This window comes from Streptomyces sp. NPDC058198 (assembly GCF_042882605.1).
GTDB lineage: Bacteria > Actinomycetota > Actinomycetes > Streptomycetales > Streptomycetaceae > Streptomyces.
This window is the reverse complement of the sequence record NZ_JBHVVP010000015.1, coordinates 42,806-58,990: the sequence shown is the minus strand read 5'-3', so window position 1 is coordinate 58,990 and position 16,185 is coordinate 42,806. Positions and strand designations below refer to the sequence as shown.

The window sequence follows — 16,185 nt, the reverse complement described above, 5'->3', positions numbered from 1 at the left end:
GTTTTCACTGGCGGTCGCCACTGTCCCGGTGCACCCGGCCGGCAAGCATCGGTAAGTTCACCGGTCTTCACCGGACGTCGCCGGTCTTCACGGGTCTTCACGGGTCTTCCCCGGTCTGCACGCACGGCCGTCGGCCCCGGCGGCGTCAGCGCACCGGGTGGCCCGCCTCCCGCAGAGAGTCCTTGACCTGCGAGATCCGCAGCTCACCGAAGTGGAACACGGACGCGGCCAGTACGGCGTCGGCGCCGGCCGCGATGGCCGGCGGGAAGTGCGCGAGCCGGCCCGCGCCCCCGGACGCGATGACGGGCACGCTGACGTGCTTGCGCACCGCCGCGATCAGCTCCGTGTCGTAGCCGTCCTTCGTGCCGTCCGCGTCCATCGAGTTGAGCAGGATCTCCCCCGCGCCCAGCTCCGCCGCCCGCTGTGCCCACTCGACGGCGTCGATGCCGGTGCCCTTGCGGCCACCGTGCGTCGTGACCTCGAAGGACCCGGTCGCCGTCCGCCGTGCGTCCACGGACAGCACCAGCACCTGACGCCCGAAGCGCTCGGCGATCTCCCGGATCAGATCGGGCCGGGCGATGGCCGCGGTGTTGACGCCGACCTTGTCCGCGCCGGCCCGCAGCAGCTTGTCCACGTCCTCGGGCGTACGGACGCCGCCGCCGACCGTGAGCGGGATGAACACCTGCTCGGCGGTGCGGCGCACCACGTCGTACGTCGTCTCGCGGTCGCCGGACGACGCGGTGATGTCGAGGAACGTCAGCTCGTCGGCGCCCTCCGCGTCGTACAGCTTGGCCATCTCGACCGGGTCGCCCGCGTCCCGCAGATTCTGGAAGTTCACGCCCTTGACGACCCGGCCGTTGTCCACGTCCAGGCAGGGGATGACTCGGACCGCCAAGGTCATGCGGAGGCTCCTCGGAAGGCTTCGACCTCGACCTCGACGACCAGGCTCGGGTCGATGAGGCCGGCGACGACGATCATCGACGCGGCCGGGCGTACGGCGTCGAACAGCTCCTTGTGGGCGCGTCCAACGTCGTCGGAGTCCCGGACATGGGTGATGTACATACGGGTGCGGACCACATGTTCGGCGCCGAGGCCCAGTTCGGCCAGCGCCTTGAGAGCGACGGCGAAAGCGGTCCTCGTCTGCTCGTACGGGCCGCCCTCCGCGATCCTCCCGTCGACCACCGAGGTGCAGCCGGACACCAGGACGAGGCCGTTGGGGAGTTCCACCGCGCGGGAGTAGCCGAAGGACTCCTCCCACGGGCCGCCGGACGCGAGTTTCCGTACGTCGCTCACCGGTCCACCGCCGCCAGCGCCTCTTCCAGGGTGAACGCCTTCGCGTACAGCGCCTTGCCGACGATGGCGCCCTCGACTCCCACGGGTACCAGCGTGGCGAGCACGCGCAGATCGTCCAGCGAGGAGACACCGCCGGAGGCGACGACCGGCCTGTCGGTCACGGCGCAGACGTTCTTGAGCAGCTCCAGGTTGGGGCCCTGGAGGGTGCCGTCCTTGGCGATGTCGGTGACGACGTAGCGGGCGCAGCCCTCGGAGTCCAGCCGGGCCAGGGTCTCGTAGAGGTCGCCGCCGTCGCGGGTCCAGCCACGGCCGCGCAGGGTCGTGCCCCGTACGTCGAGGCCGACCGCGATCTTGTCCCCGTGCTCGGCGATGATCTTGGCGACCCATTCCGGCGTCTCCAGCGCGGCCGTACCGAGGTTGACCCGGGTGCAGCCGGTGGCGAGGGCGGCGGCGAGCGAGACGTCGTCGCGGATACCGCCGGACAGTTCGACCTTGATGTCCATGGCCTCGGCGACCTCGGCGATCAGCTTGCGGTTGTCACCGGTGCCGAAGGCCGCGTCGAGGTCGACCAGATGCAGCCACTCGGCGCCCGAGCGCTGCCAGGCGAGAGCGGCCTCCAGCGGGGAGCCGTACGACGTCTCCGTACCGGACTCGCCGTGGACGAGCCGGACGGCCTGGCCGTCGCGGACATCGACGGCGGGAAGGAGTTCGAGCTTCGCCGCGGGAGACTTCGGCACAGAGGACATCACAGGGTTCCGATCCAGTTGGTCAGCAGCTGGGCGCCGGCGTCGCCGGACTTCTCGGGGTGGAACTGGGTGGCCCACAGTGCCCCGTTCTCCACGGCCGCGACGAACGGCTCGCCGTGGGTGGACCACGCGACCCTGGGGGCACGGATCTTGGGGTTGGTGACTTCCAGAGTCCACTGGTGCACGGCGTACGAGTGCACGAAGTAGAACCGGGCATCGGAGTCGAGCCCGGCGAACAGCTCGCTGTCCTGCGGCGCCTCGACCGTGTTCCACCCCATGTGCGGGACGATCGGGGCGTTGAGCGGCGCGACCGTGCCCGGCCACTCGTCGAGGCCCTCGGTCTCCACGCCGTGCTCGATGCCGCGCTCGAAGAGGATCTGCATGCCGACGCAGATCCCCATGACCGGGCGGCCGCCGGCGAGCCTGCGGCCGACGATCCACTCGCCGCGGGCGGCGGTGAGCCCCTTCATGCAGGCGGAGAAGGCTCCGACGCCGGGGACGAGCAGCCCGTCGGCGTTCATGGCCCGGTCGAAGTCGCGGGTGATCTCGACCTCGGCGCCGGCCCGGGCGAGGGCGCGTTCCGCGGAGCGGACATTGCCGAACCCGTAGTCGAAGACGACGACGCTCTTGCTCATTCCCAGATCCCTTGGATACGCAGGACACCCGCGACGAGGCACAGCACGCTGCAGAGGGCCAGCAGCACGATCACGCCCTTGGGCAGATTCTGCTTGGAGAAGGAGTAGACACCGCCCGCCAGGAACAGCCCCACGACGATCAGAACGGTGGACAGACCGGTCACAGGGCACCCTTGGTCGACGGAAGAATTCCCACAGCGCGCGGGTCGCGCTCGGAGGCGTAGCGCAGCGCGCGGGCCAGCGCCTTGAACTGGCACTCCACGATGTGGTGGGCGTTGCGTCCGTACGGGACGTGGACATGCAGCGCGATCCGGGCCTGGGCCACGAAGGACTCCAGGATGTGCCGGGTCATGGTCGTGTCGTAGTCGCCGATCATCGGCGCCATGTTCTCGGGCTCGCTGTGCACCAGGTACGGGCGGCCGGAGAGGTCGACGGTGACCTGGGCGAGCGACTCGTCCAGCGGGACCGTGCAGTTGCCGAAGCGGTAGACGCCGACCTTGTCGCCGAGGGCCTGCTTGAAGGCGGCGCCGAGCGCGAGGGCGGTGTCCTCGATGGTGTGGTGGGTGTCGATGTGCAGATCGCCCTCGGTCTTCACCGTGAGGTCGAACAGGCCGTGCCGGCCGAGCTGGTCGAGCATGTGGTCGAAGAAGCCGACCCCGGTCGACACATCCACCGTGCCGCTGCCGTCGAGATCGATCTCGACGACGACGGAGGTCTCCTTGGTACTGCGCTCCACGCGGCCGATGCGGCTCATGCGCTCTGCTCCTTCTTCAAGTCACGTACCGCGTCGAGGAACGCGTCATTCTCGGACGGGGTGCCCGCGGTGACCCGCAGCCAGCCCGGTACGCCGTTGTCACGGACGAGGACACCCCGGTCGAGGATCCGCTGCCAGACGGCGTGCGAGTCCTCGAAGCGGCCGAACTGCACGAAGTTCGCGTCCGAGTCGGTGACCTCGTAACCGATCGTCCGCAACTCGCCGACCAGGCGGTCCCGCTCGGCCTTGAGCTGTTCGACGTACCCCAGCAGCGTATCGGTGTGCTCCAGTGCCGCGAGCGCGGTGGCCTGGGTGACGGCGGAGAGGTGGTACGGCAGGCGCACCAGCTGGACGGCGTCGACCACGGCGGGGTGGGCGGCAAGATAGCCCAGGCGCAGTCCGGCGGCGCCGAAGGCCTTGGACATCGTGCGGGAGACGACCAGGTGCGGCCGGCCCCCGATGAGCGGCAGCAGGGAGGCCCGGTGGCTGAATTCGACATACGCCTCGTCCACCACGACCAGGGACGGCTTGGCGGCCTGGGCCGCTTCGTACAGCGCGAGGACGGTGTCCGCGTCGACCGCCGTGCCCGTCGGGTTGTTGGGCGAGGTGATGAAGACGACGTCCGGCCGGTGCTCGGCGATCACGGCCACGGCGGCCCCGACGTCGATGGTGAAGTCCTCGTTGCGCGGGCCCGAGAGCCAGCCGGTGCCGGTGCCGCGCGCGATGAGACCGTGCATCGAGTACGAGGGCTCGAAGCCGATCGCGGTACGGCCGGGGCCGCCGAAGGTCTGCAGCAGCTGCTGGATGACCTCGTTGGAGCCGTTGGCGGCCCAGACGTTCGCCGCGGTCAGCGGGTACTTTCCGGTACGGGTGAGGTACGCGGCCAGCTCGGTACGGAGCTCGACCGCGTCCCGGTCGGGGTAGCGGTTGAGCCCGCGGGCGGCCGCACGGACCCGCTCGGCGATCCGCTCGACGAGCGGCTCGGGCAGCGGGTAGGGGTTCTCGTTGGTGTTCAGCTGTACGGGGACGTCCAGCTGCGGGGCGCCGTACGGGGACTTGCCGCGCAGCTCGTCCCGTACGGGCAGGTCGTCGAGGGTGAAGGGGTCGGGGGAGCTCATGCGCCCGGCACCTGCCATCCGAACCGCGCCTTGAGCGCCGCGCCGTGCGCGGGCAGGTCCTCCGCCTCCGCCAGCGTCACCACATGGTGGGCGACCTCGGCGAGGGCGTCCCTGCTGTAGTCCACGATGTGGATGCCGCGCAGGAAGGACTGGACGGAGAGGCCGGAGGAGTGGCAGGCGCAACCACCGGTCGGCAGCACGTGGTTGGAGCCCGCGCAGTAGTCGCCGAGGGAGACGGGCGCGTACGGGCCGACGAAGACGGCGCCCGCGTTGCGGACCCGCCCGGCCACCGCGGCGGCGTCGGCGGTCTGGATCTCCAGGTGCTCGGCGCCGTACGCGTCGACCACCCGCAGGCCGTCCTCGACGGAGTCGACCAGCACGATCGCGGACTGCTTGCCCGACAGGGCGGGGACGACCCGGTCCGCGATGTGCTTGGTCGCGGCGACCTGCGGCTCCAGCTCCTTCTCGACCGCGTCGGCCAGCTCCACCGAGTCGGTGACCAGGACGGCCGCGGCGAGCGGGTCGTGCTCGGCCTGGCTGATCAGGTCGGCGGCGACATGCACCGGGTCGGCGGTCGAGTCCGCGAGGACCGCGATCTCGGTGGGCCCCGCCTCGGTGTCGATGCCGATCCGGCCGGTGAAGTAGCGCTTGGCGGCGGCGACCCAGATATTGCCGGGTCCTGTGACCATATTGGCGGGGGCGCAGCCGTCGGGCCCCGAGGTGCCGTACGCGAACATCGCGACGGCCTGGGCGCCGCCCACCGCGTACACCTCGTCGATTCCGAGCAGCGCGCACGCGGCGAGGATCGTGGGGTGGGGCAGTCCGCCGAACTCCGCCTGCGGCGGGGAGGCCAGCGCGAGGGACTCGACGCCCGCCTCCTGCGCGGGCACCACATTCATGATCACGGACGACGGGTAGACGGACCGGCCGCCCGGCGCGTAGAGACCGACGCGCTCGACCGGCACCCACTTCTCGGTGACGGTCCCGCCGGGCACGACCTGGGTGGTGTGCGGGGTGCGGCGCTGCGCGCGGTGGACCAGCCTGGCCCGCCGGATCGACTCCTCCAGGGCGGCCCGTACGGCCGGATCGAGCCCCTCCAGGGCGTCGGCGAGAGCGGCCGCGGGCACCCGTACCCGCTCCAGCTTCACGCCGTCGAACCGCTCCGCGTACTCGATCAGCGCCGCCGTGCCCCGATGAAGCACGTCCTCGCAGATGGGCCGCACCTTCTCCAGGGCGGCCGCCACATCGAACTCGGCTCGGGGCAGCAGGTCACGCAGGGCTCCACCCTCGGGGAGGGTGTCGCCGCGCAGGTCGATTCGTGAGATCACGGGGTTAATTCTCGCAGACCGGATCAGCCCCCCGGACGCAGGTATCACTGGCTGATACACGTCCCGGAGGTCACTCCTCACCCCCAGCTTTCAGGTCGTCACTCAGAGGGAACAACAGCTTTACGGACCATCTGTAACCATCTGTGCGTAAACGGGAAGCGGAGGCGGCCGTGACCGAGCCGCAGCACGACGAATCTCCCGACTGGCTCAGCGCCGCGGAACTCGGCATGTGGCAGGCGTTCCGCAACGGCGGTACCTACGATCTGAGCACGTCGGATCCACTGCTGGACAACCCCTTCTCCGGGCGGTCCTGGGGCACGGAGCGCAGCGTGCGCGCCCGGGTCATCGCCCTGCTGCTGCTCAGCGGGCCGGCCGCGCTGGCGGGCCGGGTCGCGGCGCTGAAGCTCCGCGGGGTCCAGATCACCGGGACGCTCAACCTCGCGGGCGGCACGATCGCGCCGTACGTCGAGCTGAAGCACTGCCGCTTCGAGAACGAGGTGGTGCTGCCGGAGTCGCACTTCACCACGCTGCGCATGGTGGGCTGCGCGATACCCCGGCTGGAGGCCGCCCGGCTGCGCACCGAGGGCGATCTCCATCTGCCGCGCTGCCGGGTCGAGCGCGGCATCCGGCTGACCGACGCGCATATCGGCACCGACCTGCTGATCAGCCAGATCGAGGTCCGTCCCGACCGGCTGGGCCGGGCGATCACCGCCGACGGATTATGCGTCGGCCAGGATCTCCAGGCCGACGAGATCGAGACCTACGGCGAGGTCAGCCTGCGCGGCGCGCAGGTCGGGGTGTCGCTGAGCCTGCGCGGCAGCCGGCTGCGCGCGGCGCGGGAGCTGATGGCGCTGAACGCACCGCGGCTGACGGTCGAGCGGACCCTCCATATGACGGGCGCGTGGGTGGGGCCGGAACGGAGCGGGGAGAACGGCCCCTTCGGCGCCACTCCCCCGCACGGCACCGGGTACGCCGTCGCGCCGGCCCGTGGCGCCCGGCTGCGGCGCTTCGAGTGCCACGGCGGGGTGCGGCTGGACGACGGCCGGTTCGGGGACGCCGTCGATCTGGAGCAGGCACGTTTCTTCCTGACGGCCACGGAGGAGCTGTCGCTGCGCCGGATCGTCACACCGGAGCTGCGGTTCAAGTGCGAGCGCGCGGAGGAGGGCCGGGTCGTGCTGAGCGGCGCGAGGATCGTCACGCTGGTCGACATGTCGACCAGCTGGCCGGGGCCCGGCGGGCTGACCATGGGCGGTCTGGTCTACGAGAACCTCGTCCCGTTCGGCCATTTCCCGCTCGCCCGGCGGCTGGAGTGGGTGGCCGCGGCGACCCCGGAGTACGCCCCTGAGCCGTACGAGCGGCTGGCACACGTGCTGCGCAACAGCGGCGAGGACGCGGACGCCCGTGAGGTGCTGCTCGCCAAGCAGCGGCGGCGGCGCGAGACGCTGCCGCTCGCCGCGAAGCTCTGGGGCTATCTCCAGGACTGGACGGTGGCGTACGGCTACCGGCCGGGGCGGGCGGCGCTGTGGATGGCCGTGCTGTGGGGCGCCGGCACGATCGCCTTCACCCGCCATCCCCCACAGGCGCTCCACGCCGAACAGCATCCGCCGTGGAACGCGTCGCTCTACGCGCTGGATCTGCTGGTGCCGGTGATCGATCTCGGCCAGGACGGCTACTGGCTGCTGGAGGGCGGCTGGCAGTGGGCGGCGGCCGCGCTGATCCTGCTCGGCTGGATCCTCGCCACGACGGTAGCCGCCGGCGCCACCCGCCTCCTGCGCCGCAGCTGAGCTTTTTGGGGGCTCGGTTCGCCTCCGGGGCGCTCTATGCCACTGTCGACGGTCGACCGTGCTCGACCCCTCGTACCTCGGGGCCTGTGCGCGCTCTCCCTTTCGACAGCGGCGCGCCCCTTCGGCTCACTCGCCGGCATCTTTGCCTTCTCTTGACTTCCGGAGGTACAACCTTTCCTCCTGATGCGAAAGCTTCACAGCTGCCCACTGGCGCGTCCGCGACCTGCGGTTTTCAATGGTCCGCACCATGTCATTGCTTCGCGCCCTGATCAGTACCGCGCGTATGGTCCGGCACACCCCGCAGCTCGCCGCCGGGCTGCCGCCGGACAACGCGGTGCTGCTCGACGCCCCCGACCGCCGGCTCGCCCCCGCGCTGGTTTCCGCCGCTCTCGGCGAGTACGAGCAGGCGGCGAAGCTGCTGGCGACCACGCGGGAATCGGCCGAGTGGGAGAACCGCGACCGCTATGTGCGGCGGCTCGCCGCGTTCGCCCACGGCCGTGACGCCTGGCTTGCCGCCTGGCTGCGTGGCGCCCCCAGCGATCCGGACGCGCTCCTCGTCAGCGCGGAACTGGCCGTCCGCAGAGCCTGGGAGTCACCGGCCCGCGCCGAGCGGCTGCGGGAGACGGGCCCGCTGATCGACGCCGCGGCCGCAGGCGATCCGCGCGATCCGGTGCCCTGGCGCATCGCGCTCGACCACGCGCGCGGCACGCACGCCTCGCACACCGCCTTCGAGTCGCTGTGGGAGCAGGCCGTGCGCCGCTCCTCGCACCACTACGGCTGCCATGTGGCGGCCCTCCAGTACCTCTCGGCGCAGTGGTACGGCTCGCACCGCGAGTGCTTCGACTTCGCCGAGCAGGCCGCGCACGACGCCCTGCCGGGATCGCTGGTGCGGGCGCTGCCCGTGCGGGCCGCCTTCACCCAGTTGCTGAGCGGCGATCCCACGCCCGTCCAGGGGGACAGGATCGACGCGGCCGCGGATCTGGCCGTCGCCGTCTCCGCCGAGTACGAAGCGGGCGACGCCTGGCCGGCCGAGGTACGCAACCTGCTGGCGTACGTCCTGGTCAGGCGGGGTCGCTGGAGCGCCGCACTGGAACAGTTCCGGCTGATCGGACCGTACGCGACCTCCTTCCCGTGGACCTGTTTCACCGACGATCCGCTGGGTCAGTTCCTCGAAACGCGGGACGGCGTGAGGATCCAGGTGGCCTCCGCGATGCCTTTGCGGAACCGGGCAGACCGGAGAGGGCCCCGCGGCCATTACGCTTGACCGTTGTGACCACCGCACGCCTCCCTCTTTTCCCGCTGAACGCGGTGCTGTTCCCAGGCCTCGTCCTGCCCCTCAACGTCTTCGAGGAGCGCTATCGCGCGATGATGCGCGAGTTGCTCAAGACGGATGAATCCGAGCCACGCCGCTTCGCCGTGGTCGCCATCCGCGACGGGCACGAGACCGCGACGACCGCGCCCGGGCTGCCCGACCCGACGGCCGCCGCCGACCGCGGCCCCGCCGCCGGCTTCGGCGCCGACCCCCTCGAAGCCTTCCACCCGGTGGGCTGCGTCGCGGACGCGGCCACGATCCGCGAACGCCCGGACGGCAGCTTCGAGGTGGTGGCCACCGGCACCACCCGGGTCAAGCTGCTCTCGGTCGACGCGAGCGGCCCCTATCTGACGGCCGAGCTCGAAGAGCTTCCCGAGGAGAAGGGAGACGGCGCGAACACCCTTGCCGAAGGGGTGCTGCGCGCCTTCCTGAACTATCAGAAGCGGCTGGCCGGGGCGCGCGAGCGCTCGCTCTCCACCAGCGACGAACTGCCGGACGAGCCCTCGGTGGTGTCGTATCTGGTCGCCGCGGCGGCCGTGCTCGACACCCCGACGAAGCAGCGGCTGCTGGAGGCCCCGGACATGGCCGCCCGGCTGCGCGAGGAGCTGAAGCTCCTGCGGGCCGAGACCGCGGTCATCCGTCATCTGCCCTCGCTGCCCGGCGGGGATCTGACCCTGACGCCGATCAGCCCCAACTGACGCGAGGAACAGGCGCCTTGGCGAAGAAGCCCAAAAAGCAGCAGCAGTCGGGAGGCACGCCGGCGACGGTCGCGCTGACCGCCGCGGGCACGGCGTACACCCTGCACGCGTACGAGCACGACCCCGCGTCGCCCTCCTACGGCGAGGAGGCTGCGCAGGCGCTCGGGGTCTCCCCCGACCGGGTCTTCAAGACCCTGGTCGCGGACGTCGACGGCGAACTGACCGTGGCGGTCGTCCCGGTCGCCGGCTCACTGGACCTCAAGGCCCTCGCGGCGGCGGTCGGCGGCAAGCGGGCGTCGATGGCGGACCCGGCGGCGGCGGAGCGTACGACGGGCTACGTCCGGGGCGGTATCTCACCCCTCGGCCAGCGCAAGCGGCTGCGCACCGTACTGGACGCCTCGGCGCGGGCCCATCCGACGATCTGTGTCTCGGCGGGCCGCCGCGGCCTGGAGGTCGAGCTGTCCCCGGCCGATCTGACCACGCTCACCGCGGCGGTCCTGGCCCCGATCGGCCGCGCCTGACGCCGCAGGAGGCCGGTCGGGCGGGCCGGGACGGGTGGTCCTACTTCTCGGGGCCGCCCCAGGCCTGGCTGTCCTCGCTCCGCGCGGGGCCGTACGCCGCGCCCCACTCCCCCGTCGGCTCCGGGTCGCGGGGGCCGAACAGGGCCGTCAGGGCCAGGTGGACCACCATCGCGGCGACCGGCCACGCCAGCAGCGCGCCCTTCGCGTTCAGTTCGAGCGGCGCGTCGAAGGTGACGCCCTTGCCGGCCGCCCTGGCGTGTGCCACCACGTCCGACGTGGGGCCGAACCATCCGCCGAGCTGCCAGGCCAGCACCGCGCCCAGCAGTCCGCCCAGGGCCAGGCCGATCACCAGCCCGATGCCGCCGCGCCGGTGGAACAGGAAGACCAGCACCGCGCTGACCGCGCCGAAGGCGAGCGCCAGCAGCGCGAACGTACCGTCCGCGCCGATCGCCTCCTCGCTCTCCGTGTCCTTGAGGAAGACCGCCGTGTCGTCCGAGATCAGCGGGATACGCGGCGCCAGCCACAGCCACAGCAGCCCGAGCAGCAGACCCGACACCGCGACGGCCACCATCACCACGGCGGCCTGCCGCGCTTCGGTCTTCATATCGGGCCCTTCCTCCGCTTCGGCCCAGGAATAGGGCGAGTCCCCGGCCGGTGGTGTCTGCCAGGGATCGTCGTGCGGCGGCTGGTGGGGAGGCGTCAGAGGTGCGGTCACTCCGCCATCGTGCCAGGCCCGGCCGGGGGGTGCCTCACCGGACCGCCGCCCGCCGGTACGCCCAGGTGGCGACCGCCAGCGAGAAAACGCCGACGCCCGCGCACACCGCGAGGTCGAGCGCGACGACCGGCCAGTCGGGATGCGCGTCGAAGGTACGGGCCAGGGCCTCGACGCCGTACGTCGAGGGCAGCAGGTCGCGCGCGTACGTGATCGGCCCCGGCAGCCGGTCCGCCGGCAGCACACCCAGCAGCAGCGCCGCGGACATCCCCAGCTGGCCCAGGAGAGTGGCCAGCTCCTGGCGGGGCGCGAGCAGACCGAGCGCCGCGCCGAGACCGGCGAGGGCAGCCCCGGCCAGCGGAATGACCGCGACCAGCACCCAGAGATGCGTCAGGGGCAGTTGGAAGAGCACGCTGCCGACGACGGCCGTGACGGCGGTGCCCGGCACCGTGAAGGAGGCGTACGCGCCGGCCGCGCCCAGCACCACCGCCGCAGGGGGCACGGGCAGGGTGGCGTAGTGGTCGAGACCGCCGCTCGCCCGCAGCTGGCCGAAGTACTGGGCGAGCAGGTTGAGCGCCACGAACGCGACGACGAGCACACTCGACCCGGCGACGACCGCCCGCGCCTCGGCGCCTCCGTCGACCACCCCCCGCATCAGGACCATGATCCCGACGGACTGGAAGGTCGCCACGAAGAGCAGCGGGATCCGGGCGACGCGGGCCCGGGACAGCTGGGCGCGGTACACGGCGGCGAGCGACGGCAGCAACCGCGCCCGGGGCGCGAGGGGCGCGGGTGTCTCCGCCTCGGCGGGCGTCCCTCCCGCGGTCCGGACTCTCCCGGACACGGCCTCCACCGGCACGATGCTCACCTGGCGCTGCTCCTGTTCGGTACGGGCGTACGGGTGCGGACCGCGACGCGGCGGGACATACCGGCCGCCGACGGGCTCCACCCTGTCACGGGGCCGCCGGTCACGCCTTCACCAGCCCTTTCGTCTGTCCGCCGAGCGCCAGATACACGTCCTCCAGGCTGGGGGTGGCCAGCGTGAAGTCGTCCAGCGCCGCGAAGGCCGCGCCGCCGGTCACCGCGGCGACCGCCGCGCGCGCCTCGTCCGGTGCGAGCCGCAGTACCCACCGCCGCCCGGACTCCTGGGCGGATCCGCGCAGCGCCGCGACCTCGGGCACATCGAGCGGGGCGCGTTCGCGCCACACCAGCTCGACCCGGACCTCGCCGGCGACCTGCTGCTTGAGCCCGGACGGCGTGTCGCATGCGATGACCTTGCCGCGCTCCAGCACGGCGACCCGGTCGAGTACGGTCTCGGCCTCGATGACGTTGTGCGTGACGAGCAGTACGGTCGCGCCGTGCTCGGCCCGCCGCCGGTCCACGGCCGCCCACACCGCGCGGCGCGCGACGGGGTCCATGCCGGTGGTGGGCTCGTCGAGCACGAGTACGGACCGCGCCCCCACCAGCGTGGCGGCGAAGCAGGCCAGCCGCCGCTGGCCACCGGAGAGCTTCTTCAGCGGGCGTCCCGCGATCTCGGTGAGCCCCAGCTCGGCGAGGACCGCGTCCCGCTCGGCCCGCGCCGCCCGCAGCGCGAGCCCGCGCAGCCGGCCGGTGGTCTCCGCGGCGAGTGCGACGGTCAGTTCGTCGAGCGCGGTGGATTCCTGGCCGAGATAGCCGATGAGCCGGGAGGCCCGCTCGGGATGGCGCACCAGATCGTGCCCCAGCACCTCGACACTGCCCGAGTCGGGCCGCATCAGTCCGGTGAGCTGCCGTACGAGGGTGGACTTGCCCGCTCCGTTGGGCCCGAGCAGACCGAAGATCTCGCCGCGCCGCACATCGAGCGAGATCCCGTCGGTGGCCCGTACCGCCGAGGTGGCGGGAGCCCCGCGCCTGCCGCGCGCGGCGGGGTACGTCTTGACCAGATCGCGCACCACACACACCGTACTCACGATGAACGACCTTACGTGGTCGACGAGCCGCCACCGCCCCGGGGGCGGCCACGGCAGGGTCTTATGACCTGGTGCACGGCACGCGCTCTACAGAGGGCGGGCCTGGTCCGCCGCGGCGCGGACGTCGATCTCGCGCCAGAAACCGGCCCGGATCGCATAGCGGTCGTGCTCGTCGATCTGGTCGTCCTTGTGGGCCAGCAGCCCGAAGCGCGCCGCGTACCGCAGGAGCTCCCCGTCGATGCGGTGCGGAACGCGCGGATACATCACGGACAGTTTCTGCACATGGCTCGCGTCCGGCAGCCGTTCCATCCAGCGGCGGGCGAACACCTGCCCCACCTCGAAGGGGTCGCCGCCGACCGTGGTGATGTCCTCCTCGCGGTCGGCCCAGCGCTGCTCCGCGCTGGTGAGCTGGGCCAGCGTCGGCAGGGAGGCCGTCTCGGGCGGCTCGCCCGCCGTGCCGCCGCCGGGGCGCTCGACCCATCCCTTGTCGGAGGACCAGCGCAGCGTCGCGTTCGCCGGGGGCGGGGAGGGCGGCGGGGTGCCGGGGCCGCGCAGGCCCGCCAGGTCCTTGGGGGTGGGGACGCCCTTGGTGCCCGGGGAGGAGGGGTGGTGGGGCTCGGAGCCGTGCTCCGGGGGCGGGGCCGCCGAGCCGTTCTGCCCGCCGGCGGGCCGGGCCTCGGCCGCGCGCTCCGCCGACGCGGCGAGCGCCGACTCGGGCAGCGGCGCGGAGAGGATCGCCGCGATCTCGGGGCGGGGGGCCGGCGAAGGTGCGCAGACACCGCCCAGGTCCTTGGCGTGTACGGCCTTGGTGATCCAGGCCCGGTCGAGGACACGGCGCTCGTCGGCCTCGGCGACCAGGTCCTCGGACTGGTTGTAGTCGCCGTCCGCGGCCTGTACCGCCCAGAGGTGGACGGCGACGCCGTGCTCCTTGGCGGACATCAGACCGGGCAGCAGGTCACCGTCACCCGTCACCAGCACGACATCGGAGCAGGCGCGATTTCTGGCCAGTTCGGTCAGCTCCGCGTGCATGGCCGCGTCGACGCCCTTCTGCGCCCAGCGCCCGTCGCTGCGGGTGAGCGCCCCGAGCCTGACGGTGACGCGCGGCATGACGCGCAGCCGCCGGTGCTCGGGCTGAGGAACCCGGTCGGGGGCGCCGTCGAACCAGTAGATACGGAGCAGCGGCTGTTCCGTATCGGCCTCGGCCCGCTCACGCAGGCCCTGGATCAGGGCGGCGTGGTCGACGGTGATGCGGGAACGGGCCGGCTCTCCGGCGAGGAGACTCGCGGCGGCGCCCAGCAGATAGCCGGCGTCCACCAGGACGACGCAGCGGTCCACGTGTTCCACCTTCTTTCGGGAACCTCGGGATCTGGAGATCGGGAGATCGGGAGTTACTGCGGGTTTCCTTCGAGTCTGCCCGACCGCAAGAGGCTTGACGTCCGGAACTCGATCATCGGCGTGGCGTATGACCGGCCGGCCCGTCGACGAGCCGCCGCTACACACGGCAATGATCCAAAATGCGACTTTTCGCACGTTATGTGAGTCTGAAACACGGCCTAGCCCCTAAAACCCCGCGGGAGGCACATCATGGCCAAGAACAAGAACCGAGATCGCACCAAGCAACAGGCCCGGTCAGCGGCCGAGCGCGGTGCCGAGGAGGCGAAGTCCTCGTCGATGGAATCCGAGTCGGAGCAGATGCAGGCGAAGATCCAGCCGACGGACCCCACCCACAAGGGACGGCAGAAGCGCTTCGGCCACAACTGACGCGCCACGTCCCACAGAACGCGCGAGGGGCACGCCCGTTACCGGGCGTGCCCCTCAACTCGTGTCGGGACTCACAGCGGGCGGGCACTCGCGGGTAGCGTCGTGCGTTGCCCCTTCTGACGGCGCCGCGGCCTCGTCCGAGGGGCGAGCAGGCCCATTCCGTCCCAGATCCGACCCGATTGTCATGCACCAGGAGGCACCCAGCGATGTCGGTCCCGCGACCCGTTGAAGCAGCTGACCAACAGCGCGGCGAGGAGATCCTCGCCGTTTTCGACACCGCGTTCGGTGAGCTCCTGGCGGGCGATCCAGCAGCCTTCCAGGTCAAGTTCCGGAAAATGGCGGCCTCCGCGTTCGCCTTCTACCGGGGCACGGCGTGCCTCTTCTACCACGACCTGGAGCGGGAGCGCGCCGGGAGCGGCATCGGCGGCCCGTTCCTCGACGAGCGCACCGGCCGGGTGTGGATCCACGGCGATCTGCACGCCGAGAACTTCGGCACCTACATGGATGCCAACGGCCGGCTGATCTTCAACGTCAACGACTTCGACGAGGCGTACATCGGCCCCTTCACCTGGGACCTGAAGCGCTTCGCCGCCTCCCTCGCCCTGGTCGGCTACACCAAGGCCCTCAGCGACGAACAGATCACCGAGCTGGTGGAGATCTACGCCGGCGCCTACCGCGAGCGGATCCACGCGCTGGCCACCGGCGCCAAGAACGACGAGGTGCCGCCCTTCACCCTGGACACCGCCCAGGGCCCGCTGCTCGCCGCGCTGCGCTCGGCCCGCTCGCTGACCCGCTTCGGGCTGCTCGACTCGATGACCGAGATCCGTGAGTACGAGCGGCGCTTCGCAGCGGGCGGCGGCTCCATCGAGCTGGACGCGGCCACCCGGTACAAGATCCTCGCGGCCTTCGACGGCTATCTGGAGACCCTCCCCGAATCCAGCCTGGCCCGCCCCGACTCGTACCGCGTGAAGGATGTGGTCGGACGGCGCGGCATCGGCATCGGGTCCGCGGGGCTGCCCTCGTACAACATCCTTCTGGAGGGCAACAGCGACGCCCTGGAGAACGATGTCGTGATCTACATGAAGCAGGCGCAGGTCCCGGCGGTCTCGCGGCACATCACCGACCGCGCCGCGCGGGAGTACTTCCAGCACGAGGGCCACCGCACGGTGATCTCGCAGCGGGCGCTCCAGGCCCACGCCGATCCGTGGCTGGGCTGGACCGAGCTGGACGGGGGCGGCCAGCTGGTGGCGGAGGTGTCGCCGTACGCCGTGGATCTGGACTGGTCGGATCTCGACGACCCGGAGGAGATCGCGGCGGTCGTCGCCGACCTCGGCCGGGCCACGGCCACGATGCACTCGGCGGCGGACGACGAGAGCGGCCACTCGCTGGTGCCGTTCTCCACGGAGCGGGCGATCGACGCGGCCATCGCCGCCGACGAGGACGGTTTCAGCGAGCTGCTGGTGGAGTTCGCGCACGCGTACGGGGCCAGGGCCAGGGCGGATCACCAGATCTTCGTCGACCTGTTCCGCAACGGACGGCTGGCGGGGTAAGGCCCACGCGACACAGGGCCCGGG

Annotated in this window: 18 protein-coding genes; 6 read left to right on the top strand and 12 right to left on the bottom strand. The window is 71.8% G+C overall.

Annotation, left to right across the window (positions count from 1 at the left end):
* Positions 1-145: 145 nt before the first annotated feature.
* The 8 genes from hisF to hisD are packed head-to-tail and all read right to left on the bottom strand — an operon-like array spanning position 146 to position 5,874.
* On the bottom strand, positions 146-901 hold the full coding sequence (gene hisF, locus ACFVWW_RS30985) for an imidazole glycerol phosphate synthase subunit HisF (protein ID WP_386877828.1): 756 nt from the start codon (positions 899-901) through the stop codon (positions 146-148).
* On the bottom strand, positions 898-1,293 hold the full coding sequence (locus tag ACFVWW_RS30980; RefSeq protein ID WP_384188092.1) for a RidA family protein: 396 nt from the start codon (positions 1,291-1,293) through the stop codon (positions 898-900). Before ACFVWW_RS30980 ends, hisF begins: the two co-directional genes overlap by 4 nt.
* Positions 1,290-2,030: a bifunctional 1-(5-phosphoribosyl)-5-((5-phosphoribosylamino)methylideneamino)imidazole-4-carboxamide isomerase/phosphoribosylanthranilate isomerase PriA gene (priA, locus tag ACFVWW_RS30975; protein WP_384188095.1), complete on the bottom strand. Its 741-nt coding sequence runs from the start codon at positions 2,028-2,030 to the stop codon at positions 1,290-1,292. The genes ACFVWW_RS30980 and priA overlap by 4 nt, the downstream gene beginning before the upstream one ends.
* Positions 2,031-2,038: 8 nt before the next feature.
* Positions 2,039-2,674, bottom strand: a complete 636-nt coding sequence (gene hisH / locus ACFVWW_RS30970) for an imidazole glycerol phosphate synthase subunit HisH (protein ID WP_384188098.1) — start codon at positions 2,672-2,674, stop codon at positions 2,039-2,041.
* Entirely contained in the window at positions 2,671-2,838 is a 168-nt protein-coding gene (locus ACFVWW_RS30965; protein WP_384188100.1) for a hypothetical protein, read from the bottom strand. The genes hisH and ACFVWW_RS30965 overlap by 4 nt, the downstream gene beginning before the upstream one ends.
* On the bottom strand, positions 2,835-3,428 hold the full coding sequence (hisB, locus tag ACFVWW_RS30960) for an imidazoleglycerol-phosphate dehydratase HisB (RefSeq protein ID WP_384188103.1): 594 nt from the start codon (positions 3,426-3,428) through the stop codon (positions 2,835-2,837). The genes ACFVWW_RS30965 and hisB overlap by 4 nt, the downstream gene beginning before the upstream one ends.
* Complete coding sequence (locus ACFVWW_RS30955) at positions 3,425-4,546, bottom strand: histidinol-phosphate transaminase (protein ID WP_386877829.1); 1,122 nt, start codon at positions 4,544-4,546, stop codon at positions 3,425-3,427. Before ACFVWW_RS30955 ends, hisB begins: the two co-directional genes overlap by 4 nt.
* Positions 4,543-5,874, bottom strand: a complete 1,332-nt coding sequence (gene hisD / locus ACFVWW_RS30950; protein WP_384188108.1) for a histidinol dehydrogenase — start codon at positions 5,872-5,874, stop codon at positions 4,543-4,545. Before hisD ends, ACFVWW_RS30955 begins: the two co-directional genes overlap by 4 nt.
* 170 nt (positions 5,875-6,044) lie before the next feature.
* Here hisD and ACFVWW_RS30945 point away from each other — a divergent pair, with 170 nt between their 5' ends.
* The 4 genes from ACFVWW_RS30945 (at position 6,045) to ybaK (ending at position 10,189) form a co-directional block, all read left to right on the top strand.
* Complete coding sequence (locus ACFVWW_RS30945) at positions 6,045-7,658, top strand: oxidoreductase (protein ID WP_384188110.1); 1,614 nt, start codon at positions 6,045-6,047, stop codon at positions 7,656-7,658.
* A 235-nt stretch (positions 7,659-7,893) separates the two neighbouring features.
* The gene (locus ACFVWW_RS30940) at positions 7,894-8,922 is read left to right on the top strand and encodes a hypothetical protein (RefSeq protein ID WP_384188112.1); all 1,029 of its coding nucleotides are present in this window, start codon (positions 7,894-7,896) and stop codon (positions 8,920-8,922) included.
* Positions 8,923-8,927: 5 nt separating this feature from the next.
* Entirely contained in the window at positions 8,928-9,668 is a 741-nt protein-coding gene (locus ACFVWW_RS30935; protein WP_384188113.1) for an LON peptidase substrate-binding domain-containing protein, read from the top strand.
* A gap of 17 nt (positions 9,669-9,685) precedes the next feature.
* A complete protein-coding gene (ybaK, locus tag ACFVWW_RS30930; RefSeq protein ID WP_384188115.1) occupies positions 9,686-10,189 on the top strand; it encodes a Cys-tRNA(Pro) deacylase in 504 nt (167 codons plus the stop codon).
* 40 nt (positions 10,190-10,229) lie between these two features.
* Here the strand turns inward: ybaK and ACFVWW_RS30925 are convergent, their stop codons facing one another.
* The 4 genes from ACFVWW_RS30925 to ACFVWW_RS30910 form a co-directional block, all read right to left on the bottom strand.
* Positions 10,230-10,904 (bottom strand): DUF2567 domain-containing protein, encoded by a 675-nt coding sequence (locus tag ACFVWW_RS30925; RefSeq protein WP_384188116.1) that lies wholly within the window; start codon positions 10,902-10,904, stop codon positions 10,230-10,232.
* A gap of 34 nt (positions 10,905-10,938) precedes the next feature.
* Positions 10,939-11,769 (bottom strand): ABC transporter permease, encoded by an 831-nt coding sequence (locus ACFVWW_RS30920; RefSeq protein ID WP_386877830.1) that lies wholly within the window; start codon positions 11,767-11,769, stop codon positions 10,939-10,941.
* A gap of 100 nt (positions 11,770-11,869) precedes the next feature.
* Positions 11,870-12,841, bottom strand: a complete 972-nt coding sequence (locus ACFVWW_RS30915) for an ABC transporter ATP-binding protein (RefSeq protein WP_386877925.1) — start codon at positions 12,839-12,841, stop codon at positions 11,870-11,872.
* Between the two features lie 96 nt (positions 12,842-12,937).
* The gene (locus ACFVWW_RS30910; protein WP_386877831.1) at positions 12,938-14,194 is read right to left on the bottom strand and encodes an NYN domain-containing protein; all 1,257 of its coding nucleotides are present in this window, start codon (positions 14,192-14,194) and stop codon (positions 12,938-12,940) included.
* A gap of 240 nt (positions 14,195-14,434) precedes the next feature.
* On the opposite strand from ACFVWW_RS30910, the gene ACFVWW_RS30905 reads away from it, so the two are divergent.
* Positions 14,435-14,611, top strand: a complete 177-nt coding sequence (locus tag ACFVWW_RS30905) for a hypothetical protein (protein WP_384193400.1) — start codon at positions 14,435-14,437, stop codon at positions 14,609-14,611.
* 206 nt (positions 14,612-14,817) lie between these two features.
* Positions 14,818-16,161 carry a DUF2252 domain-containing protein gene (locus tag ACFVWW_RS30900; protein ID WP_384193402.1) on the top strand — a complete coding sequence of 448 codons (1,344 nt, stop codon included), beginning with the start codon at positions 14,818-14,820 and terminating at the stop codon, positions 16,159-16,161.
* Positions 16,162-16,185: the final 24 nt, after the last annotated feature.